Source organism: Phyllobacterium sp. 628 (assembly GCF_014189505.1).
Classification (GTDB): domain Bacteria; phylum Pseudomonadota; class Alphaproteobacteria; order Rhizobiales; family Rhizobiaceae; genus Phyllobacterium.
On the sequence record NZ_CP050301.1, the window covers coordinates 541,565 to 566,933 of the forward strand.

The window sequence follows — 25,369 nt, forward strand, 5'->3', positions numbered from 1 at the left end:
AGAAAATTATTCGACGCTGGCCTCGATACGTTCCATGTCTTCGTCTGACATTCCGAAATGATGACCAATTTCGTGGATAAGAATATGGGTGACGATATCGCCCAGTGCTTCTTCATACTCCGCCCAATAGTCGAGCACAGCTCGCCTGTAGATTGTGATCTTATTGGGCTGGTCACCTGTCTGCAGTGAGAAACGTTCGCCAATGCCGCGCCCTTCGAACAGGCCCAGCAGATCGAATGGCGATTCGAGACCCATGTCCTCCACGATCTGATCGTCAGGAAATTCAGATATTTGGATAGTGATATTACCGCAAAGTGCGCGAAAATGTTCAGGCAGATGCGCATAGGCCTCGATGGCCAGAGATTCGATCTCGGCCAAGGCCGGGGAGAGGCGGTTGCCCCAATCTGCGGTTTGGTTACGACGGGCCATTAAAACTCCTGGGGCACTTTACGCTGTCATATAGTGCTTTTGCGTCAAGTATGCGAGAGGCCGTGGTAATGCGCTCCTAGCTAGCGTGCTGTTGATAGGATAAGCAGCCGTTCCATGCGCCGAAAGCTCTCTGCGAGCACCGTTGGGTCTTTTAGGCCATGCGCAAGCATAATGCCGCCCTGCCATTCCACCACAGCGCTACGCGCTGTTCCCAGTGCCGTTGACGGGCGGATGCCCGTTCGTCCCAACTCCCGGCCAATGAAACCGATGAGAAGGCTGAAGACTTCTGCCGCCCGCTCTGCCGCATCCGGCGATTCATGACGAAAATCCCGTATTCCCAAAGCGATAGGACATCCATTCTCGACGCGGCTTTTCAGCGAATGGGCGAGCTTTTCGATCAAAAGCTGCAGACGCCGGCGTGGATCCTGATCCGTTTCGACGATTTCCGTCAGCATCCCCTCGGTTTCAGCAACAAAAATATCCGCGACGCCGCGTGCCAGTTCTGCCTTGCTCTTGAAATAGTAGTAGATATTGCCGAGCGGGATACCCGATTCTGCCGCGATGTGGGCGAGACTGGTGACTGTAAAGCCCTGCCGCCAGAACAATCCCGCAGCGGTGGCCACCAGAATATCACGCTTATCGTTCCGCTTTGCCATGTGCTTACCATCAAAAGTCAGTCATTCAGCTGACTCGTATCGTGACAGTTTTGCAGCAAATCCACTAGTCCTCAATGGCGCGCGCCTCGGATGGCAGCATAATCGGTATTCCATCACGGATTGGATAGGCCAGATGGGCCGATTTCGAAATCAGTTCCGACTTCTCCTGATCATAAACGAGCGATCCTTTGGTCAGCGGACAAACCAAGAGTTCCAGCAGTTTGCGGTCAATTGTCGGTTCGCGTTTCGGGTCGGTCATTGATGTATCCTCCTGAGTTTGCTCACTGCAAACTCGACTCGTAATCATCCTGATCTTTGGCCAGCGAAATCTCGGTAATGGCAATCAGCGTTTCAGCACGGGTTTTGAGATCCGCTGCTTCAAGCAATGCCTGCTTTTCTGCCGCACCGAACGGCGACATCATGGCGAGGGCATTGACCAGCGTTTCATTGCCGGCACGGGAAATGCCATCCCAGTCAGCTTCAAGATTATTGGCGTCAAGATAGGCCCTGAAAACGCGGAGTAAGGCCGTCCTGTCCACTTCCGAATCGTCTGCTTCATCCAGATCTGCCAAAAGCGGCGCAATCTTGCACTGGCGAAACGGAGTGCGGGTGGAAAGCTCGTTGACGATACGAAACCGGCAAATGCCTTGCAGCGTGATCAGCACACGGCCATCGCCGGTCTCGGCAAAAGACGTGATGCGTCCAAGGCACCCAACCTCACACAATTCGTCCGCTTCTTCCTCGCCTTGGTCAAACCGTGGCTGGATCATTCCTATGATACGTTTTCCGCTTAAAGCAGCATCCACCATAGCAAGATAACGCAGCTCAAAAATATTCAGCGGCAATTGACCACCGGGCAACAACAAAGCCCCTGAAAGCGGAAAAATCGGTACGCTTTCGGGTATATTTTCCAGTGTCCGATAGCGGACATTGCCTGCTTGCATTGTATGCTCCCAACGGATGGTCCTGATATAACGCGGACCAAGCGCTATTGTGCCCTATTTCGCTCAGGAAAACAGCAAAGACGATAATTTACGCCTTGCAGCCAGAGAGGCTGGATCACCCGCACCCCACGCCTCGAAAAACTGCAGCAGCTGTTTACGGGCACCATCGTCGTTCCAGGCACGATCTGCCTTCATGATGGCGAGAAGATGATCGGCAGCCTCATCACGCCTACCGGTGGCGTTAAGGATCATCGCAAGATCGTATCGCGCCTGATGGTCCTTGGGGTTAGTCTGCAGTCTGGCTTCCAGCGCAACCGGATCTCCCAGCTTCGCCACCTGATCAGCCAATGCAATCTTCGCCTCGGCAGCGCGCACGCCAGCATCTTCTTTCTTGTCGGCCGGAACCTGCTCAAGAACCACCTTGGCCTGATCCAGATCACCGAGTTCGATCAAACTGTTGGCAAGGCCGCCCAGCGCAGCCACATGATCGGGCATCTCGGCAAGGATGGCAGAATAAATCTGGGCCGCCTGTTGGGTATCACCCGCATCAACAGCCGCTGTCGCAGCTTCCAGCGCCGATTGAATCGCCGCATCGCGTCCGCCATCGGGCGAAGCAATACGGTCAATAAACTCCTGCACTTTGGATTCGGGTAGGGCACCCATGAAGCCATCGACAGGCTTGCCGTCCGCAAAGGCGATAACTGCCGGAATCGACTGGATACCCAATTGGCCCGCGATCGCTGGATGATCATCAATGTTCATCTTGACGAGTTTCACCCGGCCCGCAGCCGCTTGAACCACTTTTTCAATAATCGGAGTCAATTGTTTGCAGGGACCGCACCATGGCGCCCAGAAATCGACCAATACCGGTTGGTTTTTTGATTCGGCAATAACATCCGCAGCAAAACCCGCAGTTGTCGTGTCCTTGATCAGGCTTCCTGCTACCGCTGACGGCGCTGACGAAGCCGCACCACCATAAGACACTGTTGTTGTGCCAGATGCGCTGCCATAGCCGCCACTGAACGGGTTATCTGTGTTGCTCATGAAATTCTCCCGTATCCGCCGGTCACGTGATTAAACGTCCGCCAAGCGCATTGGCGGCGCCTGCACTCAGGTTGGGTTGGACTCATCTATTTTCAAGATCATAGGCTCATGTCCGGTTGCCCTAAGGAAGACCAAAAGGTCACTGCTTTTGATCGATGTGGTGGCGTCATTGCTCAAAGGATGCGCGTTGATAATCTCATTTTGCATAAGAGCCGCATCCAGCACCACCTTGACCTGCTGCTCCGTATCATTGATCGCGCCGAGCGAGCTAACAGCACCCGGAACAAGACCCAGATATTCCATCAGTTTTTCCGGTTTGCCAAAGGACACGCGGCTTGCAGCACCGATCTTTGTATGAATTGTTTTAAGGTCCACCTCGGCTAGCTCGCCCACGGTCACGAGGAAGAAATTATCCTTCTTGTCCTTCAGAAACAGATTCTTCGTATGCGCACCGGGCACCTGGCCACGCAGATCCTGCGCTTCGGCAACAGTAAACACCGGTGCATGCCGAATCGTTGACACCTTGATTCCAAGTTCGTCGAATTTTTGCATCAGTTCGTCGAATGTCTTGGGCATAATGTCTCTCTTGCAGTGGGGTCGCACGAAATATGCTTTTGTTGTCCTAATCGCTTCCGCACGGACCCTCAAGCAAAAACCAAGTGGCACAAGCGTTTCATCAGACGACCGGTCGCAGCAGACACAGCCATTCCCGATTTTTTTCGAATATCGTCATAAAGTCGAAATTTCCCTGTTGCAATTGGTCTGTGCTTGGGTCATATAGCACCCGCTTCGCAAGATTGACTGGCACATGCGGGAGTAGCTCAGGGGTAGAGCACAACCTTGCCAAGGTTGGGGTCGAGGGTTCGAATCCCTTCTCCCGCTCCAGTCATCAGAAGTTCAAAGGGCCCGGTTTTTACCGGGTCTTTTTGCTTTTCAAGTATTGCTTCACCTGAACAAAACAACTGATTAGCGCTTGCGCCGGAAGCCGGTAATTGCTTTCCCCTGCCAATCCGCTAAACCCTTGAGCCATGGCACAAAAGAAAGCACATGAGGTTGATTCCTTCCTGAAAAGGCTCGATCGCGCCTATCCGATTGTGCTGTTGTACGGACCAGATAAAGGCCTTGTCAGCGAAAGAGCTGGAGTGTTCATTAAGCTGACCGGCCTTGCTCAGGACGATCCCTTTGCCGTCATCCGCCTCGAGGCCGACGATGTTCAAGCCGAGCCGGGAAGGTTGTCCGATGAAGCCAACACCATTTCCATGTTCGGCGGCGAGCGTCTGATCTGGGTACGTAACGCTGCGGGACAAAAGGGGCTGGCAGATGCCGTGACGCATCTGACCAAGAATCCACCGGTAGATACATTCATACTGATCGAAGCTGGAGATCTGAAAAAGGGCGCCGGCCTGCGCGGAATTGTCGAACAAAGTGCCAGCGCCATGGCTCTGCCTTGCTACAGCGACGATGCAAAGGGTGTGGACGCAACCATTGACGATATGCTCACCAGAAACCGGCTGCAAATCACGCTCGACGCGCGCAACCTGCTCAAGGAAAGCCTTGGAGGGGATCGTTTGGCAACCCGTGCGGAACTTGAAAAAATCTGTCTTTACGCGCACGGCCGCGAGCGTATCACCATTGAGGACGTCCGTGATATTATTGGTGACGTCAGCGCTACATCATATGAGACGATCATCGACGCCCTGATGACCGGTAACATGACGGATTTCACCCATGCCTTTGACCGCGTCATTGGATCTGGCTCGTCCAGCTTCCTGATCCTCAGTTCCGCTATCAGGCAGTTCCAAACACTGCAATCCCTGCGTTACGGCATGGAAACTGAGGGCAAGAACGCGGGCTCTGTCGTAGCGGCCGCGCGTCCTCCGGTTTTCTTTTCCCGGCGTCGCCTGGTTGAAACCGCGCTTCAACGCTGGAGCACGCAATCCTGTGCCCGCGCCATTGAACGTTTGCAGCGCACGGTGCTCGACAGCCGCCGTAACGCGCCGCTCTCCATTCCGATTATCCGGCAATCGCTGATAGCCTTGGCCGCAGAAGCAGCCAGGGCCGGGCGGAACACGCGGTAGATGGTCCAGACGACCCGCTACGTAACGATTCGCCGTAAACACTCTAACTATTTGAATACAATAGATTTTTTAGCAAAAATGGCCTGAATGCATCAACTTTGCAGACGACGGCAAATCTCGTCGAGCTGTTCCAGCGTTGTGTAGTGAATACGCACATCACCACCCCTGGCCTGATGATTGACCGTTACGCGCATACCGGTAACATCTGAGAGAAGTTTCTCTAGCGCCCGTGTATCCGCGTCCTTGTTTTCATCATTATCCGCCTTGACCTTGGGCGCCGGCTTGTTGCCGCTGCCTTGGGCCAAAGCCTCCGCCTGACGAACAGAAAGACCATCACGAATGATACGATCGGCGAGGGCATTCGGGTTTTCAGCGGTGATCAACGTTCTGGCATGACCCGCAGAAAGCGCACCGTTGGTAATCATGTCCCGCACAGGTTCCGGTAGCTTCAGCAAACGCAGCGTGTTGGCCACGTGGCTACGGCTCTTGCCAATCACCTGCGCAAGATCCGCTTGAGTATAATCATGGTCATCGATCAGCAGCTGATAGCCCATGCCTTCTTCGATCGGATTAAGATCCGCACGCTGAACGTTTTCGATGATAGCCAACTCAAGTGCAACACGATCGTCAACCTCGCGGATAATAACAGGAATAGTCGTCAATCCGGCGCGCTGCGCGGCGCGCCAGCGGCGTTCACCGGCAATCAGTTCGAAACGATCTGGCAGATCTTTCGCAGGACGAACAACAACCGGTTGTACAATGCCATGCTCGCGAATCGACTGTGTCAAGTCCTCGAGATCACCTTCCGTGAACAGCCGGCGGGGATTGCGCGGATTGCGCGTTACGAATTCAATGGGAATCTGACGGTCGAGAGTGGCGATGCGCGGCGGCACATTTTCTTCCGGCAACCGGTCCATCTCACCGATGAGTGCAGCAAGACCGCGGCCAAGACGCTTTTTTGACGGATCTTCATTCATTGTCATAGGCTTTCATATCATAAATGTTTCGTATTCGAATCGATCAAGCAGCCCGCAAATGCCGCTCTCTTTGAATAACTTCCGACGCCAACTGCAGATAAGCCTGACTGCCGGCACATTTGAGGTCATAAAGAATAGCAGGCGTTCCATAGGATGGCGCTTCTGAAACACGGACATTGCGCGGAATGACGGTGCGATACACTTTATCGCCCATGAATGAGCGAACATCATCCACAACCTGGGTTGCCAGATTGTTGCGTCCATCAAACATGGTGAGCACAATACCTTGAATGGTCAAAGTCGGGTTGAGTGCTGTCCGCACCTGATTAACCGTCTCCAACAGCTGACTTAAGCCCTCCAGCGCGAAGAATTCGCATTGTAACGGCACGAGGACCGAATCTGCAGCAGCCATGGCATTCATCGTCAAAAGATTGAGAGACGGTGGGCAATCGATCAGAATATAGGTAAAAGGTGATGCGGAATTGTTATTCCGAAAGGCTTTACGCAAGCGCGTGGCGCGATCACTCGATCCGGCGATTTCCATTTCAACACCAAGGAGATCAAGTGTTGAGGGAATCAATGACAGATTGGGGACCGCTGTTGGAATAGCAGCTTCTTCAACAGTCGCAGTCTGCACGAGCACATCATACGATGACAACTCGCGATTCTTGCGATCAATACCAAGGCCGGTACTGGCGTTGCCCTGCGGATCAAGATCAACGATCAAAACATTTTCACCAATTGCGGCAAGCGCTGTTGCCAGGTTAATGGCGGTCGTGGTTTTGCCGACACCACCCTTTTGATTGGCTATGGTAATGATACGAGTCTGACTGTTCATCACTGTCTTCCTAAGCAAAACATCGTTATCAACGACCGGAATCGAGATATGGGGTCTTAGCTGGCAATCCGGTTACGCCGCAAATTGCTGATTTGCAGCACAACCGACTCAACATCGACCACGCTTTTATGTTGTACCAGATCAAACGACCAGTCGTCACGGGTTTCATCAAGCTCGCGCCGGTAATCCCGGCCTTTTTGAAAAAGCGCCGTTGCGCCATGCGTCAGCCACGGCTCTGTCAGCGTGAAAAGATCGCTTAAGGAAGCCAGCGCGCGCGCCGTAACAACATTCGGTTGCGCGATTTTTGTCCAAATAGCATCAATTCGAGCCGCATGAACATTTCCTGGCGCGGAGAATTGTCCTAGAGCTGTGCGCAGAAAAGCTGCCTTCTTGCCATTGCTTTCAACGAGATCGATCTGACCATCACTTGTCTCTTTAAGAAGAATGGCAAGTACAACACCGGGAAACCCGCCGCCGGAGCCGAGATCCAGCCATTTCTTGGCAGGGGGGATGAGAGTATAGAGCTGCGCGCTATCGATAATGTGGCGTTCCCACAATTCATCAAGCGTAGTGGGCGAGGCGAGGTTGATCGCCTTTGACCACTTACGAAAGAGATCTTCAAAGCCAAACAGACGCTCAACTGTTTCACGTGAAACAGTTGGCAGGACCTGTCTGAGCCGTTTCTCCCGCCAATCGCTCACGCCGCATCTCTAACAACAGAGGCCCGGCGGATTTGGGCGATAATAAGCGCGAGAGCGGCGGGCGTCATACCATCAATACGCTGCGCCTCAGCAACGGACTTTGGCTGACGTTGTTTTAGTTTCTGCTTCAACTCATTGGAGAGGCCCGAAACAACAGAGAAATCAATGTTGGCGGGGATAAGAAGCGCTTCCTCGCGTTCCATCGCAGCGACATCGGCTTTCTGGCGCTCCAAATAAACCGCATATTGTGCCTCAATTTCAAGCGCGCTAGCTATTCGGGCCGGGATCGCTCCCAGTTCGGGCCAGATACGCGCTACGCGCGCAAAATCGATATCGGGGAAAGCCATCAACTCGTAGGCCGAGCGTCTAACGCCATCCTGATTGAGATGCAAATCGACCGATGCTGCTGCATTGGGCGTGATCGTCAAACGTCTGGCAAGATCACGCGCTTCATTCAACTGCACGGTCCTTTCGTCAAAACGTGCTTGGCGGGCAGGTCCCAATATCCCAAGCCGTTCCGCCATAGGCGTCAAGCGTTCGTCGGCATTATCGGCGCGAAGTGAAAGCCGATACTCTGCTCTCGAGGTAAACATACGATAGGGCTCGCTTACCCCGCGCGACGTCAGATCATCAACCATCACGCCAATGTAAGCTTCTGTCCTTTGAATGATAACGGGGTCAATGCCGCCAGCAATTCGCGCCGCGTTCAATCCGGCCAGCAGGCCCTGAGCGGCAGCTTCTTCATAGCCGGTCGTACCATTGATTTGCCCGGCCAAAAACAAGCCGCCGATACGCCGCGTCTGCAAGCAGCGATCAAGCTCACGCGGATCAATAAAATCATATTCAATCGCGTATCCCGGTTGCAGCATAATCGCCCGTTCCAATCCAGGGATTGTCTTCAGGATTTCCAGCTGCACTTCCTCGGGGAGGGAGGTTGAGATACCGTTTGGATAAACCGTATCATCGTCCAATCCTTCTGGTTCGAGAAAGATCTGATGGCCATCGCGGTCGCCAAACTTGACGATCTTATCTTCCACTGACGGGCAGTAGCGCGGCCCGATGCCTTCTATCGATCCAGAGTACATCGCGGAACGATGCAGATTGGCGCGAATGATCGCATGGGATTCCAGCGTTGTCCGGGTAATCCCGCAATCAATCTGCTGATTAGTGATCGCGTCCGTCATTAGCGAGAACGGCAAAGGATCCTCATCGGCAGATTGGACCTCGAGCGCAGCCCAATCGATCGTACGCCCATCGAGGCGAGGTGGTGTCCCGGTCTTTAAGCGGCCCAAGGCAAACTCGTGCTTTGTCAAGGTTTCTGACAAGCCGAGAGCAGGAGCTTCACCCATGCGGCCGGCCGGTATCTTCTTTTCGCCGATATGGATAAGGCCGCGCAGGAATGTACCCGTCGTCAGAACCACTGTCTGACAAGCAAGAACACGTCCATCCATGAGTTGGACACCCGCGATCTTACCGTTCTTAATGACAAGGTCGTTGGCTCCGCCTTCAACAACAGCCAAGTTTGCTTGTTCAGCAATCGCAGCTTGCATGGCCAGCCGATAAAGCTTGCGATCCGCTTGCGTGCGTGGACCACGTACCGCCGGGCCTTTTCTTCGATTGAGCAGCCGAAACTGGATACCGGCAGCGTCCGCGACCCGTCCCATAAGGCCATCCAATGCATCAATCTCTCGAACCAGGTGCCCCTTACCGAGACCACCAATGGCGGGGTTACAAGACATAACGCCGATCGTATCAGCTCTATGAGTGACAAGGGCAGTCTGTGCGCCAAAGCGTGCGGAAGCTGCGGCCGCTTCACATCCAGCGTGCCCACCACCGATAACGATGACGTCAAAAATGTCTTCCACGAGCCAAACTTTCCGAGATTCGATTTCACCGTCTTGATGGTCAAATCCGTGTCCTGAGTCAAGTATAAGTCAAAGAAGGATGTTTCACGTGAAACAATTTGGTGACAATAGCCTGTCTAGTTTGACACGATTGTTTCACGTGAATCATTTTCCAATGCAGAACTGCGAGAATACCACATCCAGAATATCTTCAACATCTACATCGCCGGTAATGCGACCAAGAGCGTGAGAGGCGCGGCGCAGATATTCCGCCCGTACTTCCAATGGTGCTCGTTCGTCAGCAACGGCTTGATTGATTTCCCTGCTGGTCTCCAGGAGGAGTTCAAGGTGCCGCCGGCGCGTGGGTAGTGGATCGGACAGACTGCCAGCCGCCTTTACAGCACTTGACCGAAGTACGTCGATCAATTCCGCCAGGCCGGCGCCCGATTGCGTCGATAGCGTCAAATCAAATCCATCGCGTGATTGATCTCCGCCGATATCGGATTTGGTGCCCACGCTAATAAGGTTCAAATTTTCCAGATCATTCAGGGCTATTGGCATGGGTGCCGATATATCCGTCAGTACCAGCACGAGATCCGCGGACAATGCGCGATCGAGTGCTTTCTCTATTCCAATCTTTTCAACCTTCCCTTCTGTTTCGCGCAGTCCAGCAGTGTCCGTAATGAGGACGGGTAAGCCGCCCAGGTCCAGCTTGATCTCGATCAAATCACGCGTCGTACCGGGCTCATCGGAAACGATCGCGACATCACTTCCGGCCAATGCGTTCAACAGGCTTGATTTACCTGCGTTGGGTGCGCCGACAATGACCACGCGAAAGCCGTCGCGTATAATGGCGCCACGCTTTCCATCGGCAACATGCTTTTTAATCCTCTCGGCAAGATCACGCATGGACAACCAAACCTGATCTGATACAGAGCCCGGCACATCGGATTCATCAGCGAAATCCAGCTCAGCTTCGATGAGTGCGCGGGCCCGGATCATTTCCGTACGCCAGGAGGAATAAAGTTTTACCTGCGAACCCGATGCGATTTGTAATGCGAGCCGCCTTTGCGCGTCGGTCTCCGCAGCAATTAAATCAGCGAGCCCCTCCGCCACAGTCAGATCGAACTTCCCATTGGCAAAGGCGCGACGCGTAAACTCTCCAGCTTCTGCCAAGCGACAGTTATCGAACGTATATAGCAGGGAGATCATCGCGTCGACGATAGCTCGTCCACCATGCAGGTGCAACTCGGCACAATCCTCACCGGTAAAACTGTTGGGATTGGGGAAGAACAACACAAGTCCGCGGTCAACCAAGTTATCCTCGCGATCCCTAAGCGCACGCAAATCCGCCCGGCGCGGTGAAGGAAGTTTACCACATATCGTTTCGACAACGAATCGAGTCTCGGAACCGGATATGCGAATAACCGCAACACCGGATGGCAAGCGTCCGCTCGATAAGGCGAAAATCGTTTCACCGAAATTATGGTTTTGTTTCATTTGCTGGAACCCGCGTCTAAACTAACGCCTTGATAGCCCTCGCGGCGATTTTCGGAAAGATCAGGAGCGTTTAATGTTTCAGCAAGCCAATTTGCTTGGGCAGGAATCCAGCCCCTACCTGCGTCAGCATGCGGACAATCCGGTTCATTGGCGTCCCTGGGGCAAGCAAGCCTTGCAGGAAGCACAGGAGACAGGCAAACCAATCCTGCTTTCCGTGGGATATGCAGCCTGTCACTGGTGTCACGTCATGGCGCATGAGTGCTTCGAAGATCAGGAAGTTGCCGATCTGATGAATGCGCATTACGTCAACATCAAAGTCGATAGAGAAGAGCGACCTGATATAGATCAGATCTATATGGCAGCTCTGGGTGCAATGGGCGAGCAGGGTGGTTGGCCTTTGACAATGTTCCTGACGCCCGAAGCAAAGCCCTTCTGGGGTGGAACGTATTTTCCCAAACATAGCCGCTATGGGCGTCCGGGTTTTATCGATGTTCTGCAATCAATCAGTAAAGTCTGGGGTGAAGATCGCCCACGCGTAGAGCAGAATGTCGATGCGCTGACAAACCACATAAGCGCGCGGCTTGATGCCAAGGCATCCCCAGTACAATTGGACAAACACCTCTTTGATCAATTTGCCGCCAATATTTACAATATGATCGATTTGCACAAGGGTGGCCTATCGGGTGCCCCCAAATTCCCAAATGCACCCTTTATGGACACTTTGTGGCTCTCATGGTTGCGAACGGGCAACTCTCAGCATCGTGACGCTTTCATCAAAAGTCTCAGAACGATGTTGCAGGGTGGAATTTACGATCATCTCGGCGGCGGCCTGTCGCGCTATTCGGTTGACGATACTTGGCTTGTTCCGCATTTCGAAAAGATGCTTTACGACAACGCCCAATTTATTCGCCACGCGATCTTTGCCTACGCGGAAACTGGTGACGATTTGTTCCGTATCCGAATCGAGGAGACAATTGACTGGTTGAGGCGGGAAATGCTGGTGAACAATGGGCGCTTCGCCTCCAGTCTTGACGCCGACAGCGAAGGCGAAGAGGGACGCTTCTACGTCTGGTCTGCATCCGAAATCCCAGAATCATCAGACTTCATTACGTTTCGCTCGATTTACGACGTCACAGAAGCGGGCAATTGGGAAACCAAAAATATTTTAAACCGACTGACATCGCCGGAAACATTCGCCGCCAATACAGAAGCGGAATTATTGAGCGCCCGCCAACTTCTTTTTCAGCAACGCGAGAAGCGCATTCGTCCCGGCCGTGATGACAAATCACTGACGGACTGGAATGGCTTCATGATTCGCGCTTTGGCAGAAGCGTCCCGCGTTTTCGGTCGTCGTGAATGGCTGGATCTCGGTGTGGCGTCCTATCGTTCCATATCCGAATCGATGGTTGACAGCCGCTTGCCGCATTCCGTTCTGGATCAGTCCCGGTTGTTCCCTGGTCTTTCCTCAGATTATGCATCCATGATCAACGCGGCATTGTCTTTGTACGAGGCAACGCACGATAAAAGCTTTCTGCAGGATGCGCGCCATTGGCTGCGCATGCTTGAACAGTGGCACGGCACGGGCGACGGCAACCTCGCGCTGAGCGCTTCTGACAGCGCCAATGTCATCATCAGGGTACGCGGCGATCAGGATGAAGCTATACCCAGTGCCACAGGCCAAATTATCGAAGCCATAACCCGCTTGGCCACCGCGACAGGCGACCACGTACTCCAACAACAGGTGGAACAGCTCGCCGAAAACGCACTCGGCCGGGTTTTGGAGCAACGCTATGGCCAAGCCGGCATTCTCAACAGTGCCAGTCTGCTGCTTGAGCCCCTCAAACTCGTGCTGGTTACATCTGACAGAAACGATCCCCTCGTAATTGCCGCCAACAGCAATCCCGATCCACGCCGCATCGATCTGTGGATCAAGTTCGAAGAGGGCAGCAGCGCGATAGAACTCATTCCCGGCGGCGGTGTACTCACCATAAAAAAACCCGCGGCCTATTTATGCCGCGGGCTTGTGTGTCTGGCTCCCGTGGAAACGGCGGCAGCACTAACAGCGCTGCTCAAACCGCTCCCTTCAGAGCATTAGGTATTCATCGAATCGAAGAACTCGCCATTTGTCTTGGTCTGCTTGAGCTTATCGATGAGGAATTCGATTGCATCGGTGGTACCCATCGGTGCCAGAATGCGGCGTAGAACAAAGATTTTCTGCAGATCCTGACGCGGTACGAGCAGGTCTTCCTTACGTGTGCCGGACTTGAGAATATCCATTGATGGGAAGATGCGCTTATCGGCAACCTTGCGATCCAGCACGATTTCCGAATTGCCCGTACCCTTGAATTCTTCAAAGATCACTTCGTCCATACGGCTGCCCGTATCGATCAGCGCAGTCGCGATAATCGTCAGCGAGCCGCCTTCTTCAATGTTACGGGCGGCACCGAAGAAACGCTTAGGGCGCTGCAGTGCATTGGCATCCACACCACCAGTCAAAACCTTGCCGGATGATGGAACAACCGTGTTGTAGGCACGGCCAAGACGGGTAATCGAATCGAGCAGAATGACAACGTCGCGGCCATGTTCAACAAGGCGCTTGGCCTTTTCAATGACCATCTCGGCAACCTGAACGTGGCGCGAAGCTGGTTCGTCGAATGTGGATGAAACAACTTCACCCTTCACGGAGCGCTGCATGTCCGTCACTTCTTCCGGACGTTCATCGATCAGAAGAACGATGAGATAGCATTCCGGATGGTTTGCCGTGATGGAATGGGCAATATTCTGCAAGAGAACAGTCTTACCGGTTCTGGGTGGGGCCACGATAAGGCCGCGCTGGCCTTTACCGAGTGGCGCAACCAGATCGATAACGCGCGCCGACAGGTCTTTGGTCGTCGGATTTTCCAGTTCCATCTTGAAGCGCTCATTGGGGTAGAGCGGCGTCAAATTGTCGAAATGGATCTTGTGGCGGATTTTTTCCGGGTCTTCGAAGTTGATCGTGTTGACCTTGAGAAGGGCGAAATAACGCTCACCTTCCTTGGGACCACGGATCGGTCCTTCGACTGTATCACCGGTTTTCAGTGAAAACCGCCGGATTTGTGATGGTGAAATATAGATATCATCGGGACCGGGGAGATAGTTGGCATTGGCAGAACGCATAAAGCCGAAGCCATCCTGCAATATCTCGACCACGCCTTCGCCGATAATTTCGACATCCTGGGAGGCCAGTTTCTTCAAGATCGCAAACATCAATTCCTGTTTGCGCATGACACTGGCGTTTTCGACTTCCAGTGTTTCAGCAAAAGCCAGTAGATCCACCGGCGTCTTGTTCTTGAGTTCTTGTAGTTTCATTTCCTGCATGTGTGCGGAACTCTTAATTTTATAGGTTTGAAATGGGGAAGGGAAATGACGATGCCGGAATGCAGTGCCACGTATGAATGGCAGAGGATGCTATGGCGGTATTTCCAGAGAAGAGCCCCTATCTAGCCAATCGTGACTGTAAGGGCAAGAGGTTTCATGAGTGGTATTGATGTCAGACAGTAAATTTATTGATCAATCAAAATGGCTTTATGATGACCATGACGACAATAATGATCATAAGTACAGTCGGTACTTCATTCATCATACGCCAGAAGCGGGCAGGTTTCTCATTACGATCCTCCGCAAACATCCGGACAGCTTTGGAAAAGTAACCATGGATGCCGGAAAGGATAAGAACTGCCAGAAATTTAACGTGGAACCAGCCGTCCATATAGGCCGTGGTTTTCCACGCCAGCCAAAGCCCTGCCCCCCATGTAACGATCATCGCCGGTGTGATAATCGCCTTGAGCAGCCGGCGCTCCATGACTTTGAAGGTTTCCGATTGGACAGAGCCCTTTTCTGCAGCATAGTGATAAACAAAAAGCCGCGGCAGATAGAGCATTCCCGCCATCCATGAAATCACAGCAATCACGTGCAATGCCTTGACCCAGAGATAGGCTCTATCCGGATAAAGATAAACCAGAACAACAACAACCAAAGCCAGAATACCAGCAATTGCCATGGCCGTCGGGGCGGTTTTCTTCGGTGTCTGGGTAGTACTCATCATCTTGTCCTTCGACACAGTGCATTTCAGTTTTTGGTCAGTTTTTGGCGGTCGCCTGCCGCACACGGGCAACCATCTGTTCAACGTGCGAGACCGGAGCATCCGGGGTAATGCCGTGACCAAGATTGAAAATCAGTGGTCCATGCCCGAGACCGTCCAGAATGGCATCCACACCGTCATCAAGCGCCTTGCCTCCGGCAACAACGCGCAGTGGATCAAGATTTCCTTGAACCGCGCCGCCGCCCTGTAGTGACGATGCCAGCGAAAGCGGCACTGTCCAGTCGAGACCCAGTGCCGTAACACCCGTGCGCTCGCGATAGTTCACGTAAAGCGCTCCAGCAGCTTTTGGAAATCCGATAATTGGCACGTCGGGATGAACGGCACGCACCCTTTTGACGATCCGCGCTACCGGAGCGATACAGAATTGCTCGAAGCAGGCTTCATCGAGAACACCTGACCAGGAGTCGAAAATCTGCACAGCATCGGCGCCGGCATTGATTTGCTGGATCAGATAGTCGGCTGAAACATCAGCCAGTTCATCCAAGAGTTTCTGGAAGGCTTCGGGGTTGCGATAGGCGAACAAACGGGCCGGCGCCTGATCCGGCGTACCATGACCGGCGATCATATAAGTCGCAACGGTCCAGGGAGCCCCACAGAAGCCAAGCAGCGTTGTTTCAGCTGGCAGCTGTTGTCGAAGCAGCCTGATCGTCTCATAGACCGGCTCCAGCCTCTCTACGGCCCCATTCGGTTCCAGCCAGAAGATACCGTCCGCATCAATCGGCGTCATGATTGGTCCACGCCCTTCTTCAAAGCGAAGATCCCGGCCAAGGGCGTGCGGTACAACAAGAATATCAGAGAACATGATTGCCGCGTCAAAACCGAAACGTCGGATTGGCTGCATTGTCACTTCAACCGCAAGATCCGGCGAATAGCACAGGTCCAGAAAACTTCCGGCGTTCTTTCTTACTTCCCTGTACTCAGGGAGATAGCGTCCAGCTTGACGCATCATCCAGATGGGAGGCGGAAAGACTGTCTCGCCTCTAAGGACTTTCATCACTTTGCGAACCATTCCGTCTCTCTCCGGTTATCTCTTACAAAAAAGAAAATTTGATATTTTCTGATTTTCTAATTCTTAGAGTCTGTTTGAATCGGGAATTACCATATTGCCAGCATTTCCCCACAGCCCAAGATTGGCATTCAAATACGGGAAAACCATAAAGCAAAAACAGGAATAAACGGAATAGATGATAATTTATTATATATATCAATAATCTAACGTTGTTTCGCCTGTGAATATCTGTGTGGAAAACAACGGAATAAAGGACGAAGAGTCGCAACAATCCCCAGATCGAGGCAAGCCTGTGAAGAGTCATCCACATGTGCCCTCGCTGTGGATGACTTGCCAATGATTCACATGGCTGCCATTGCTTGGCCGGGATCGGGAGTTTTCTCCCCAGTCATCAACAGGGTGTGGAGTTTTCTGTGACAAAACCAGTGAACTACTTCCATCTTCACATGATTTCTGATGCGACTGGAGAGACTCTCCTCGCGGCTGGCCGTGCCGCCGCTGCGCAATATGTCCATGCGCGGGCTATTGAGCACGTTTATCCGCTTATCCGCACCGAAAAGCAGATCAAGAAGGTGTTGGATGGTATCGATGCCGAGCCTGGCATTGTTCTCTATACGATTGTGGACCAACGCCTCGCGGCAATGATCGATGAAAGCTGCGCTGCCATCGGCGTTCCCTGTGTGTCGGTGCTTGAACCGGTTCTTAGTATATTTCAGTCTTATCTTGGCGCCCCGGCCGGCCGCCGTGTTGGTGCGCAGCACGTTCTCAATGCCGAATATTTTCGCCGGATTGACGCGCTGAATTTCACAATGGAGCACGATGATGGCCAGCTCCCGCTCGATATCGAAGAAGCCGATGTCATTCTGATTGGAATTTCTCGCACATCGAAAACCCCGACGAGCATTTATCTTGCAAATCGCGGCATCAAGACCGCCAATGTGCCCATCGTACCGGGTGTGCCGATTGCTGATGTGCTGATCAATGCGGAAAGGCCGCTTATTGTCGGGCTTATCGCTTCAGCCGAACGTATCTCACAAGTTCGGCAGCACCGCGCTCTCGGAGCAACGCCGGGTTTTGATACGGATCACTATCTCGACCGGGCTAATATCATTGAAGAGCTTTCTTATGCGCGGCAGATTTGCCATCGCTACAATTGGCCGATGATTGATGTATCGCGCCGCTCCATAGAAGAAACAGCTGCGGCTGTTCTTGCCCTGCGTTCTCAAGGGCGATAACGAAACGTCCAAAAACACAAAGAGATCATATGGACATTATCCTAGCCTCCAAAAGCCCATTCCGGGCAATGCTCCTGAAAAATGCAGGCGTCTCCTTTACGGCTCAATCGGCCAATATTGATGAACGCGCCGTCGAAGCGCCTCTCTATAAGACCGGCGCGACACCGGAAGATGTTGCTTTGGTTCTGGCAGAAGCAAAGGCGCTGGATGTCAGTGAACGCAATCCGGGCGCATTGATTATAGGTTCCGACCAGACATTGTCGCTGGGCGATGAAGTTCTCCATAAACCAGAAGATATGGAAGCCGCGCGTCGCCAGTTGCTTAAGCTCTCCGGTCAAACCCATCATCTCAACAGTGCAATTGTGCTGGTCAAAGATGGAGAGACAATCTGGCGTCACGTTTCCGTTGCGCGGATGACCTTGCGCGACCTTGATCCGGCATTTATCGGCCGCCATCTGGCGCGGGTGGGCAAGACAGCGCTGCAAAGTGTCGGGGCCTATCAATATGAAGGTGAAGGTGTGCAGCTGTTTGAAAAGGTCGACGGGGATTATTTCACGATTGTCGGTCTCCCTTTGCTTCCACTCCTGAGTGAACTGCGCCGGGAGGGAGCAATTGATGGTTAGCAGTCCGCGCGCTTTCGTTACAGGTTTTCCCATCCGTCATTCGCGCTCGCCGCTTATCCATGGATATTGGCTGAAACAGCTGGGACTGGAGGGTACCTATCAGGCGATCGAAGTTGCACCGGAGGGCTTTGCTGATTTCGTCCGTTCGTTACGGGACAATAATTATGCCGGGGGTAACGTAACGCTGCCACACAAGGAGAACGCTTTTTCTCTATGCGAACGGCCGGATGCCGTTGCCGAAGAAATTGGTGCCGTCAACACATTATGGTTTGAAGACGGCGTTCTTCATGGCGGCAATACGGATACCTACGGCTTTATGGCCAATCTCGACGCGCTTAGTCCGGGATGGAGCCAAAGAAAGAGTGCTTTGGTGTTAGGCGCCGGCGGCGCGAGCCGTGCAGTCATTTCTGCGCTGAAGCAGCGCGGCTTTACCGATATACGGATCGTGAACCGGACGCTTGAACGCGCGCAAGAGCTGGCCGACACGTTTGGTATTGTCGGCGGCGCCCATGAATGGAACAGCATTCCGGAATTGCTGAAGGGTGCGCAGCTGATCGTCAATACCACCTCGCTTGGTATGCAGGGCAAGGATGATCTTGCCATTGACCTGACGGAAGCAGACGCGGATGCGCTGGTGACCGATATTGTTTACGTGCCGCTGGAAACACCGCTTTTGCGGGCCGCGCGTGCTCGCGGTCTGGCAACGGCTGATGGTTTGGGCATGCTGCTGCATCAGGCGGTGCCAGGTTTCGAATACTGGTTCGGCAAAAGACCTGAGGTAACAGCGGAACTGCGCGCTCTTGTTCTTGCGGATATGGATCAAGCCGCAACAACGGGAGGCGCAAAATGATCGTGCTTGGCCTCACCGGTTCCATCGGTATGGGAAAATCTACTGCCGCCCAGATGTTCATGGATGCGGGTATTCCTGTCTATTCCGCCGATGAGACAGTACATAGGCTCTACGCGGGCAAAGCTGCTCCGCTGATTGAAAAAGCATTTCCAGGAACAACGAACAATGGCGTGGTTGATCGTGTCAAACTATCGAAAGCGGTTGTCGGCAACCCGGAGGCGTTGAAGGAACTTGAAACCATCGTACATCCGCTGGTTCGTTCAGAAGAAAACGCGTTTCGCGACCAAGCCAATTCCCAAGGTGCAAAGCTCATCGTTATCGACATTCCCTTGCTGTTCGAAACTGGTGGCGACAAACGGGTCGATAAAATTTTGGTGGTGAGCGCACCTCCCGAGGTACAGCGAAAGCGCGTCCTCACGCGTCCTGACATGACGCCGGAAAAGCTGGATGCTATTCTGGCGCGTCAGACTCCTGATGCCGAGAAACGCCAGCGTGCGGATTTCCTCATCAATACGAACCAGGGTTTTGATGCGACGAGGGTCCAGATCGAAGAGATTATACGCGTTCTCACGCATTCCTGATCAAGATAGGTGGGAAACCATCGTCGCGGTCTTGCATGACTTGGGCAGTTCATGAAATTTGGATCAAAAGGTGATTCCATGCGCGAGATCATATTCGATACGGAAACCACAGGGCTTGACCGGCTGGATGATCGTGTCATCGAAATCGGCGGCGTCGAGATGGTCAACCGATTCCCCACGGGCAAGACATTTCATGTTTTGATCAATCCGGATGGCAAACAAGTGCATCCTGATGCGCTTGCTGTTCACGGCATCAGCAATGAAAGCCTGAAGGACAAACCGGTTTTCGCAGGGATCGTCGATGAGTTCCTGGCGTTTATCGACGGCGCCAAGCTGATCGCGCACAATGCGACATTCGACATGGGCTTTATCAATGCTGAGTTCAACCGGCTTGGTCATCCGCCGATCAACAATGACCGCGTCATTGATACGCTGGCACTGGCTCGCCGCAAGCATCCGATGGGCCCAAACTCGCTGGATGCGCTTTGCCGGCGTTATGGCATCAACAACAGTCATCGCACGCTGCATGGCGCGCTGCTCGATTCGCAGCTGCTGGCCGAAGTTTATATTGAGCTCATTGGCGGCAAACAGGCTGCCTTGGGCCTCACTGCGACAGAACAGTCGGATAACAAGCGTACGGTCGCCACCGAAACGGTTGTTATCATCGCCCAGCGTGCCATTCCGCTTCCACCTCGTCTAACCGAGATGGAGATATTGGCGCACGCGAAGCTGGTTGAGAAGATTGGCGAAAAAGCCATCTGGAACGAACGCATCCCAGCGATTTGAGATCCTGTGCAACAAAAAACCCGGGCTTGACCCGGGTTTTTCAATTCCAAATCCAACGATTGGTTTTAGCTGACCATCGACTTGGCCTGTTCCTCGGCCATACGCTGCTGGAACATCTGTGCGAAATCAATCGGGTCGATCATCAGTGGCGGGAAGCCGCCATTGCGGGTTGCTTCAGCAATGATCTGACGTGCAAAGGGAAACAGCAAACGCGGGCATTCGATGAAAAGCAGCGGCAGAAGATGTTCCTGCGGGAAGCCTTCCAGACGGAAAACGCCGCCGTAGACCAGTTCCGCGTTGAACAGAATATCCTTGCCTTCACCGGCACGTGCCGAAAGCGTGAGTACAACGTCAAAGTCATTCTCGGCAATCGGATTGGCGTTGACGTTCACATTGATGCTGATGCCGGGAGCCTTGTCGCGCGGACGCAGGGACATTGGCGCACCGGGGCTTTCGAAGGAAAGATCCTTCACATACTGAGCCAGTATGTTCAGTGTCTGTGGCTGGACGCTCCCATTGCCATTGGTTGCTTCGTTGCCGTTTTCGGCTTTTTCATCAGGCTTTTGAGCCATTGTCTGGAAACCTTCTCTCGTTGCGTCCGCATCAGCGGTTATCGAATGAATGATGGCTGGCTAGCATGGGAGCCCCAGCGAGGCAAGTCGGGAGGACTTATCCAGACGTGCTAGTCCTATTCTTTCGGGTTCCATGGAGAATCAGGATCAGGCTTTCTCGAATAATCCTCCGGGTCAAGCTCGATCACCCGATCGGCCGGGCGCGTTGCGCCGGGACGTGAGCGGGCAGGTGCGCCGGAATTCACCACCACAACGCGGCTCTGAACAAAGCGCCAGCCAATATCGCGAACAGCAGGAATAAACAGAAGCAAGCCGATAATGTCGGTGATGAAGCCCGGAACGATCAGCAGGAAGGCTGCGAAGAACAGCATCACGCCATGCACGAGTTCACGGCTCGGCGTCCGTCCGGCAGCCGTTTCGCTGCGGATTTTTTGCAGAATGCCAAAACCCTGCAAGCGCAACAGGAAAACACCGAGAAAGATGGACAGAATGATCAGGCCAAGCGTCGCCAGAACGCCGATCTTGCTGCCAACCACAATAAAACCGGCAATTTCCAGAAATGGCAATGCAAGCAGAAACAGGGGCACAAAAGAGGATCGCAACTAATTTACCTTTCGAACGACATATCCGGTTATAATCATACCCGGCGGCAATTTCATGCCTATATATAGGAATGAACATGAGCATTTGTATGATTGCCTTTGGCAATCTATATGTTTTTGGTAATTCGACAAAAGCTTGATGGCCGAAAAACCAATGGCCGCAGTGAACTTAGGGATGAATGGCAGGCGACATGGAATATCTGGACTTCGGAACGATTTTCTTCTTCGTGGCAGCAGTGGTGATTTTTTTGCAGCTGCGCAAGGTCCTTGGCCGTCGCACTGGCAGCGAGCGCCCGCCATTTAATCCCTATACATCGTCGCGCACGGCGGAGGTCGAGGATAAGGCTAAGCCTGGCGATAATGTCGTGTCATTGCCACGCCGGGGTGAACCCAAGGAAAACCAGTTCGAGAAGGTGGACACACTGGCTAAGCCGGGTACGCCACTCAATGATGGTCTTCGCGCTATCCAGAACGCCGATCCGTCGTTCGATCCGGTCAAATTCCTTGATGGATCCAAGATGGCTTACGAGATGATTGTCATGTCATTTGCCGATGGAGACCGGAAGACCCTCAAGACACTTCTGTCCCGCGAGGTTTTTGATGGCTTTGTTACCGCCATTACCGATCGCGAATCGCGCGGTGAAAAAGTGCAGTCGTCATTTGTCGGTATCAACAAGGCTGAAATCATTGGTGCCGAGATGAAGGGCAGCGAAGCGCATGTTACAGTGCGTATCGTCAGTGAACTGATTTCGGCGACTGTCGACAAGGATGGCGCTGTCATCGACGGAGACAAGGAATCGGTCGCCGAAGTCAAGGATGTTTGGACTTATTCCCGCGACACCCGGTCAAAAGATCCGAATTGGAAGCTCGTCGCCACCGAAGCTGAAGATTGATTTTCCTGTTACGGGCGCATGACGATGCTTTCCCCCTCTTCAAACCGGTGGCCTTCACCAATTGCCCCGGTTGGGGGGATGACAGTCAGCTTGAAGCATTTCGGGCTTTTGAACGCTCAGCCGTGAGGGTTCTGGAAAAACCCTATAAATCAGGCTCTCTCGGGATTAGCTTTGAAGCTTTGGCGCCAATTTTCACTGATTCACGTGAAACATTGATCGAAAATGATGACCAGGCCCGGAGTTTTTTCGAAAAATGGTTCCTTCCGGCCCGCCTCGAAAATCCGGAGACTGGGCATGGTTTTGTCACCGGCTTCTATGAGCCGGAAGTTGTTGCCTCGCCTGTCCGTACGGAGCGCTTTGCCATACCCTTCCTGAGCCGCCCGACTGATCTGGTTGATGTCGATGAAAGCAACCGGCCTGAAGGGTTTGATCCATATTTCGCTTTCGCCCGGCGAACATCAGATGGTCTTATCGAGTATTTTGATCGCCGCGCCATCGAAAGCGGCGCACTTGACGGCCAGAATCTGGAAATTGCCTTTGTCGAGAATCCTGTCGATGCTTTTTTCATCCATGTCCAAGGGGCTGCCCGTTTGAAAATGATCGACGGGCATTTGCGCAGGATTACCTATGCAGCAAAAACGGGTCATCGCTTTACCGGGATTGGCCGGATCCTTCTGGACCGCGGCGAGATTGCGCCGGAAAATATGTCGATGCAGTCCATTCGCCAGTGGCTGGCCGGGCATCCGGGCGAAGCCCAAGACCTCATGTGGAACAACCGTTCCTATATTTTCTTCCGCGAAGCAGTCGTAGAAGACGAGGGGCTTGGTCCTCTCGCAGCCGCCAAAGTACCTTTAAGTGCCGGTCGCTCAATGGCTGTCGACCGGCTCCTGCACACATTTGGCACGCCCTTCTATGTTTCTGCACCCAGCCTGACAGCGTTTGGCGGAAAAGCATTTGCCCGGCTGATGATCGCGCAGGATACGGGTTCCGCTATCGTAGGTCCCGCGCGCGGTGACCTCTTTGCCGGTTCCGGCGATGCAGCCGGTGACATTGCTGGCGGTATCAGTCATGCCGCTGATTTTTACGCGCTGGTGCCACGCTCATTGTTGGCAGCAAGCGAATGAAACGCTCCAAAGACGAATTTACTAACTCTGAAGACCGGATTCTCTGGGAAAAAGTCGCGAAGTCCACGCGTCCGTTGAAGGGCAAAGAAAAGATGAAGTTCCTGCTCGATGAGTTCCAGGAACAATCGGAGCTGAGCGCCTCTGCACCAGAGATAATCAAATCAAAGGCGATGCCCACGGTGGCGCCGGCGAAGCCGACTGCCAGTCCGGCGCACCGGCTGCATCCGATTGATCGCCCCACCCACAAGAAGATTTCGCGCGGGCGGGTTGTCATCGAAGGCCGCATCGATCTGCATGGTCTGACACAAAGTGAAGCTTATGGCTTGCTGCTTGGATTTCTGCGCCGGGCCCACCAGCGCGAGTTGCGACATGTATTGGTGATCACCGGCAAGGGGTCGTCCATGGGCAGCGACGGTGTATTGCGCCAGGCTGTGCCAAACTGGTTCACGACGCCGCCATTTCGTGTTCTCGTCAATGGTTATGAGGACGCGGCGCGCAATCATGGCGGGACAGGTGCGATCTATGTGCGTATGCGCCGGATGCCGGAGGTTCCATGACCCCGTTTGGTGAAAAGTTACGCCAGCTGAGGGATGAACGCGGCGTCTCGCAGAAAGACATGGCCAAGGCTATCGGCGTCTCTGCTGCTTATCTGTCAGCGCTTGAGCACGGAAGGCGCGGCCAGCCAACTTGGGACAAGCTGCAGCGGATTATCCAGTATTTCAATATCATCTGGGATGATGCGGAAGAGTTACAGCGCCTCGCGATGATTTCACACCCGCGTATCACCATTGATACGGGCGGGCTTTCACCGGCAGCGACAGAGCTCGCCAATCTCATTGCCGCCCATATAGGCTGCCTGGACAATGACGCTGTTCACGATCTGGTTCGTCAGGTCAAACGCGCAGCAAGCAAACGAAGTTCCGCTTAAAAAAGCGCCTTCAACTGATCAAGCTTGTTGTTGACCAGCCAGCCATAATAGTTTTCTTCCGGCAATTGCGCTGGTTGGCCAGCAGCAACGCGGCCAGCATTGGCATTGGCGAGTGCCCGGGCCCGCGCATCGGCTCCACCCGTATTGTAGAGCGTCGCCGTAATTCCGGGATTTTTGGAAATATCAAAATCCGCTACGCGCCGATAGACATCAATCGATTCCCGGATGGTTGCTGCCATATAGGGGAGGGTGAAATCCGGATCCATGATGGTCTTGTAAACATCGGCGGCACGGTCGGCATCAAGCTTTGGCAGACCGGAATAGCGGTTGACCATGTCGGTCATTTGCAACGCGGTGAGCGGGCTCAACTGGCCGAGACCGAATGTCTGGCCGGCATAGAAAGGCTGAAAGAATACGGCGGCAAACCGGTTGTTCGTGAATTGCTTGCCACCAACGGTTTTGCCACGGAAATCTGATTCCCAAACATTTTCGCGGCATGTCCACAAACGCAGGCTGTCCTTGAATTGGGCACATTCGGAAAACTGCGGCCGCTTGATAAAATCGCTGATGTTTTCGCCCTGATAATCGAAGCTGATACCCTGTTTTACATAAGAGATGGCTTTGACATAGTAGGTTTGCAGCCGGTCATAGGCATCGACATTGTAGGTATGTTCGCCGACCAGAGCGCCGACGATGTGAACCGGATCGATGCCATAAGTCTTTGCAACACTTGCAATTTTAGACCGCAGTTTAGGATCGGATTTCAGCAGGTTGTAGATTTTCTGATACTTCGCCTCATGCGTTGTATTCAGCTCGCCGGTGCGCTTGATCGAGGCGATGGGAATATTCGGCTGGGTCCCATTGCGATTGCCTTCCGGCACGATAGTCACGGCCCATACGGGCTGCAACGCTGCGGACAGGGAAAGAAGACAGGTTGTCGCGAGAAGGATCAGATGGCGTTTCATTATCAGTCCAGATTTCGATCAAGTCATGCGAACGGACGCGCAGCGAGGG

General features: G+C 53.3%; 28 protein-coding genes and 1 tRNA gene. 12 read left to right on the forward strand and 17 right to left on the reverse strand.

Features of this window, described 5'->3' with window-relative positions:
* Positions 1-6: 6 nt before the first annotated feature.
* The 6 genes from HB779_RS04230 to HB779_RS04255 form a co-directional block, all read right to left on the reverse strand.
* The gene (locus tag HB779_RS04230; protein ID WP_188344556.1) at positions 7-429 is read right to left on the reverse strand and encodes a metallopeptidase family protein; all 423 of its coding nucleotides are present in this window, start codon (positions 427-429) and stop codon (positions 7-9) included.
* 80 nt (positions 430-509) lie between these two features.
* Positions 510-1,085 (reverse strand): TetR/AcrR family transcriptional regulator, encoded by a 576-nt coding sequence (locus HB779_RS04235; protein ID WP_188344557.1) that lies wholly within the window; start codon positions 1,083-1,085, stop codon positions 510-512.
* Positions 1,086-1,149: 64 nt separating this feature from the next.
* Positions 1,150-1,344: a Trm112 family protein gene (locus HB779_RS04240; protein ID WP_188344558.1), complete on the reverse strand. Its 195-nt coding sequence runs from the start codon at positions 1,342-1,344 to the stop codon at positions 1,150-1,152.
* A gap of 22 nt (positions 1,345-1,366) precedes the next feature.
* The gene (locus HB779_RS04245; RefSeq protein ID WP_188344559.1) at positions 1,367-2,029 is read right to left on the reverse strand and encodes an LON peptidase substrate-binding domain-containing protein; all 663 of its coding nucleotides are present in this window, start codon (positions 2,027-2,029) and stop codon (positions 1,367-1,369) included.
* 63 nt (positions 2,030-2,092) lie between these two features.
* The gene (trxA, locus tag HB779_RS04250) at positions 2,093-3,088 is read right to left on the reverse strand and encodes a thioredoxin (protein WP_371823910.1); all 996 of its coding nucleotides are present in this window, start codon (positions 3,086-3,088) and stop codon (positions 2,093-2,095) included.
* Positions 3,089-3,139: 51 nt separating this feature from the next.
* Positions 3,140-3,649, reverse strand: coding sequence for a prolyl-tRNA synthetase associated domain-containing protein (locus tag HB779_RS04255; protein ID WP_188345767.1), 510 nt, complete (start codon positions 3,647-3,649; stop codon positions 3,140-3,142).
* 234 nt (positions 3,650-3,883) lie between these two features.
* On the opposite strand from HB779_RS04255, the gene HB779_RS04260 reads away from it, so the two are divergent.
* Positions 3,884-3,958 (forward strand) — tRNA-Gly (locus HB779_RS04260).
* A 143-nt stretch (positions 3,959-4,101) separates the two neighbouring features.
* Positions 4,102-5,151 carry a DNA polymerase III subunit delta gene (gene holA, locus HB779_RS04265; protein ID WP_188344561.1) on the forward strand — a complete coding sequence of 350 codons (1,050 nt, stop codon included), beginning with the start codon at positions 4,102-4,104 and terminating at the stop codon, positions 5,149-5,151.
* 92 nt (positions 5,152-5,243) lie between these two features.
* On the opposite strand, the gene HB779_RS04270 is transcribed toward holA, so the two are convergent.
* The 5 genes from HB779_RS04270 to mnmE form a co-directional block, all read right to left on the reverse strand.
* Complete coding sequence (locus tag HB779_RS04270) at positions 5,244-6,128, reverse strand: ParB/RepB/Spo0J family partition protein (protein WP_188345768.1); 885 nt, start codon at positions 6,126-6,128, stop codon at positions 5,244-5,246.
* Between the two features lie 43 nt (positions 6,129-6,171).
* Positions 6,172-6,966 carry a ParA family protein gene (locus tag HB779_RS04275; protein ID WP_188344562.1) on the reverse strand — a complete coding sequence of 265 codons (795 nt, stop codon included), beginning with the start codon at positions 6,964-6,966 and terminating at the stop codon, positions 6,172-6,174.
* A gap of 56 nt (positions 6,967-7,022) precedes the next feature.
* A complete protein-coding gene (gene rsmG, locus HB779_RS04280) occupies positions 7,023-7,667 on the reverse strand; it encodes a 16S rRNA (guanine(527)-N(7))-methyltransferase RsmG (protein ID WP_188344563.1) in 645 nt (214 codons plus the stop codon).
* Positions 7,664-9,556, reverse strand: a complete 1,893-nt coding sequence (mnmG, locus tag HB779_RS04285; RefSeq protein WP_371823911.1) for a tRNA uridine-5-carboxymethylaminomethyl(34) synthesis enzyme MnmG — start codon at positions 9,554-9,556, stop codon at positions 7,664-7,666. Before mnmG ends, rsmG begins: the two co-directional genes overlap by 4 nt.
* Before the next feature lie 120 nt (positions 9,557-9,676).
* Positions 9,677-11,011, reverse strand: a complete 1,335-nt coding sequence (gene mnmE, locus HB779_RS04290) for a tRNA uridine-5-carboxymethylaminomethyl(34) synthesis GTPase MnmE (RefSeq protein ID WP_188344565.1) — start codon at positions 11,009-11,011, stop codon at positions 9,677-9,679.
* A 73-nt stretch (positions 11,012-11,084) separates the two neighbouring features.
* Between mnmE and HB779_RS04295 the strand changes: the two genes are divergently transcribed.
* Positions 11,085-13,106, forward strand: coding sequence for a thioredoxin domain-containing protein (locus tag HB779_RS04295; RefSeq protein WP_188344566.1), 2,022 nt, complete (start codon positions 11,085-11,087; stop codon positions 13,104-13,106).
* Here HB779_RS04295 and rho read toward each other — a convergent pair.
* The 3 genes from rho to hemE all read right to left on the reverse strand — a co-directional run bounded on the left by rho (position 13,103) and on the right by hemE (position 16,161).
* Positions 13,103-14,368 carry a transcription termination factor Rho gene (gene rho, locus HB779_RS04300; protein WP_091879370.1) on the reverse strand — a complete coding sequence of 422 codons (1,266 nt, stop codon included), beginning with the start codon at positions 14,366-14,368 and terminating at the stop codon, positions 13,103-13,105. The two genes, HB779_RS04295 and rho, sit on opposite strands and share 4 nt — an antisense overlap.
* A 196-nt stretch (positions 14,369-14,564) precedes the next feature.
* Complete coding sequence (hemJ, locus tag HB779_RS04305) at positions 14,565-15,092, reverse strand: protoporphyrinogen oxidase HemJ (protein WP_188344567.1); 528 nt, start codon at positions 15,090-15,092, stop codon at positions 14,565-14,567.
* Positions 15,093-15,129: 37 nt separating this feature from the next.
* Positions 15,130-16,161 carry a uroporphyrinogen decarboxylase gene (gene hemE, locus HB779_RS04310; RefSeq protein ID WP_188344568.1) on the reverse strand — a complete coding sequence of 344 codons (1,032 nt, stop codon included), beginning with the start codon at positions 16,159-16,161 and terminating at the stop codon, positions 15,130-15,132.
* Between the two features lie 413 nt (positions 16,162-16,574).
* On the opposite strand from hemE, the gene HB779_RS04315 reads away from it, so the two are divergent.
* The 5 genes from HB779_RS04315 (at position 16,575) to dnaQ (ending at position 20,236) form a co-directional block, all read left to right on the forward strand.
* Positions 16,575-17,396 (forward strand): pyruvate, water dikinase regulatory protein, encoded by an 822-nt coding sequence (locus tag HB779_RS04315; protein ID WP_188344569.1) that lies wholly within the window; start codon positions 16,575-16,577, stop codon positions 17,394-17,396.
* Between the two features lie 29 nt (positions 17,397-17,425).
* On the forward strand, positions 17,426-18,019 hold the full coding sequence (locus HB779_RS04320; RefSeq protein WP_188344570.1) for a Maf-like protein: 594 nt from the start codon (positions 17,426-17,428) through the stop codon (positions 18,017-18,019).
* The gene (locus tag HB779_RS04325; protein WP_188344571.1) at positions 18,012-18,869 is read left to right on the forward strand and encodes a shikimate dehydrogenase; all 858 of its coding nucleotides are present in this window, start codon (positions 18,012-18,014) and stop codon (positions 18,867-18,869) included. The genes HB779_RS04320 and HB779_RS04325 overlap by 8 nt, the downstream gene beginning before the upstream one ends.
* Entirely contained in the window at positions 18,866-19,450 is a 585-nt protein-coding gene (gene coaE, locus HB779_RS04330) for a dephospho-CoA kinase (protein ID WP_188344572.1), read from the forward strand. The genes HB779_RS04325 and coaE overlap by 4 nt, the downstream gene beginning before the upstream one ends.
* Before the next feature lie 78 nt (positions 19,451-19,528).
* Positions 19,529-20,236 carry a DNA polymerase III subunit epsilon gene (dnaQ, locus tag HB779_RS04335; protein WP_188344573.1) on the forward strand — a complete coding sequence of 236 codons (708 nt, stop codon included), beginning with the start codon at positions 19,529-19,531 and terminating at the stop codon, positions 20,234-20,236.
* 65 nt (positions 20,237-20,301) lie between these two features.
* Here dnaQ and secB read toward each other — a convergent pair whose 3' ends face one another.
* Both secB and HB779_RS04345 read right to left on the reverse strand, forming a co-directional pair.
* Complete coding sequence (gene secB / locus HB779_RS04340) at positions 20,302-20,808, reverse strand: protein-export chaperone SecB (RefSeq protein WP_188344574.1); 507 nt, start codon at positions 20,806-20,808, stop codon at positions 20,302-20,304.
* Positions 20,809-20,924: 116 nt separating this feature from the next.
* The gene (locus HB779_RS04345) at positions 20,925-21,410 is read right to left on the reverse strand and encodes an FxsA family protein (RefSeq protein WP_188344575.1); all 486 of its coding nucleotides are present in this window, start codon (positions 21,408-21,410) and stop codon (positions 20,925-20,927) included.
* A 191-nt stretch (positions 21,411-21,601) separates the two neighbouring features.
* Here HB779_RS04345 and HB779_RS04350 point away from each other — a divergent pair, with 191 nt between their 5' ends.
* The 4 genes from HB779_RS04350 to HB779_RS04365 are packed head-to-tail and all read left to right on the forward strand — an operon-like array spanning position 21,602 to position 24,355.
* Positions 21,602-22,303: a Tim44/TimA family putative adaptor protein gene (locus tag HB779_RS04350; protein WP_188344576.1), complete on the forward strand. Its 702-nt coding sequence runs from the start codon at positions 21,602-21,604 to the stop codon at positions 22,301-22,303.
* A 5-nt stretch (positions 22,304-22,308) separates the two neighbouring features.
* Positions 22,309-23,427 (forward strand): murein transglycosylase A, encoded by a 1,119-nt coding sequence (locus HB779_RS04355; RefSeq protein WP_188345769.1) that lies wholly within the window; start codon positions 22,309-22,311, stop codon positions 23,425-23,427.
* Positions 23,424-23,984, forward strand: coding sequence for a Smr/MutS family protein (locus HB779_RS04360; protein WP_188344577.1), 561 nt, complete (start codon positions 23,424-23,426; stop codon positions 23,982-23,984). The genes HB779_RS04355 and HB779_RS04360 overlap by 4 nt, the downstream gene beginning before the upstream one ends.
* Positions 23,981-24,355, forward strand: a complete 375-nt coding sequence (locus tag HB779_RS04365; protein WP_188344578.1) for a helix-turn-helix domain-containing protein — start codon at positions 23,981-23,983, stop codon at positions 24,353-24,355. The genes HB779_RS04360 and HB779_RS04365 overlap by 4 nt, the downstream gene beginning before the upstream one ends.
* Here HB779_RS04365 and HB779_RS04370 read toward each other — a convergent pair.
* On the reverse strand, positions 24,352-25,320 hold the full coding sequence (locus tag HB779_RS04370) for a DUF1402 family protein (RefSeq protein WP_188344579.1): 969 nt from the start codon (positions 25,318-25,320) through the stop codon (positions 24,352-24,354). The genes HB779_RS04365 and HB779_RS04370 overlap by 4 nt on opposite strands.
* Positions 25,321-25,369 lie beyond the last annotated feature (49 nt).

Bases quoted from the DNA above. Each gene is read 5' to 3' on its own strand.
- HB779_RS04255 (WP_188345767.1), bottom strand. From the start codon at position 3,649: ATGCCCAAGACATTCGACGAACTGATGCAAAAATTCGACGAACTTGGA.
- HB779_RS04350 (WP_188344576.1), top strand. From the start codon at position 21,602: ATGGAATATCTGGACTTCGGAACGATTTTCTTCTTCGTGGCAGCAGTG.
- hemE (WP_188344568.1), bottom strand. From the start codon at position 16,161: ATGGTTCGCAAAGTGATGAAAGTCCTTAGAGGCGAGACAGTCTTTCCG.
- HB779_RS04235 (WP_188344557.1), bottom strand. From the start codon at position 1,085: ATGGCAAAGCGGAACGATAAGCGTGATATTCTGGTGGCCACCGCTGCG.
- HB779_RS04295 (WP_188344566.1), top strand. From the start codon at position 11,085: ATGTTTCAGCAAGCCAATTTGCTTGGGCAGGAATCCAGCCCCTACCTG.
- HB779_RS04325 (WP_188344571.1), top strand. From the start codon at position 18,012: ATGGTTAGCAGTCCGCGCGCTTTCGTTACAGGTTTTCCCATCCGTCAT.
- HB779_RS04245 (WP_188344559.1), bottom strand. From the start codon at position 2,029: ATGCAAGCAGGCAATGTCCGCTATCGGACACTGGAAAATATACCCGAA.
- HB779_RS04240 (WP_188344558.1), bottom strand. From the start codon at position 1,344: ATGACCGACCCGAAACGCGAACCGACAATTGACCGCAAACTGCTGGAA.
- HB779_RS04320 (WP_188344570.1), top strand. From the start codon at position 17,426: ATGGACATTATCCTAGCCTCCAAAAGCCCATTCCGGGCAATGCTCCTG.
- HB779_RS04270 (WP_188345768.1), bottom strand. From the start codon at position 6,128: ATGAATGAAGATCCGTCAAAAAAGCGTCTTGGCCGCGGTCTTGCTGCA.
- rho (WP_091879370.1), bottom strand. From the start codon at position 14,368: ATGCAGGAAATGAAACTACAAGAACTCAAGAACAAGACGCCGGTGGAT.
- secB (WP_188344574.1), bottom strand. From the start codon at position 20,808: ATGGCTCAAAAGCCTGATGAAAAAGCCGAAAACGGCAACGAAGCAACC.
- HB779_RS04230 (WP_188344556.1), bottom strand. From the start codon at position 429: ATGGCCCGTCGTAACCAAACCGCAGATTGGGGCAACCGCCTCTCCCCG.
- HB779_RS04370 (WP_188344579.1), bottom strand. From the start codon at position 25,320: ATGAAACGCCATCTGATCCTTCTCGCGACAACCTGTCTTCTTTCCCTG.
- hemJ (WP_188344567.1), bottom strand. From the start codon at position 15,092: ATGAGTACTACCCAGACACCGAAGAAAACCGCCCCGACGGCCATGGCA.
- holA (WP_188344561.1), top strand. From the start codon at position 4,102: ATGGCACAAAAGAAAGCACATGAGGTTGATTCCTTCCTGAAAAGGCTC.
- HB779_RS04365 (WP_188344578.1), top strand. From the start codon at position 23,981: ATGACCCCGTTTGGTGAAAAGTTACGCCAGCTGAGGGATGAACGCGGC.
- dnaQ (WP_188344573.1), top strand. From the start codon at position 19,529: ATGCGCGAGATCATATTCGATACGGAAACCACAGGGCTTGACCGGCTG.
- HB779_RS04275 (WP_188344562.1), bottom strand. From the start codon at position 6,966: ATGAACAGTCAGACTCGTATCATTACCATAGCCAATCAAAAGGGTGGT.
- HB779_RS04360 (WP_188344577.1), top strand. From the start codon at position 23,424: ATGAAACGCTCCAAAGACGAATTTACTAACTCTGAAGACCGGATTCTC.
- mnmE (WP_188344565.1), bottom strand. From the start codon at position 11,011: ATGAAACAAAACCATAATTTCGGTGAAACGATTTTCGCCTTATCGAGC.
- coaE (WP_188344572.1), top strand. From the start codon at position 18,866: ATGATCGTGCTTGGCCTCACCGGTTCCATCGGTATGGGAAAATCTACT.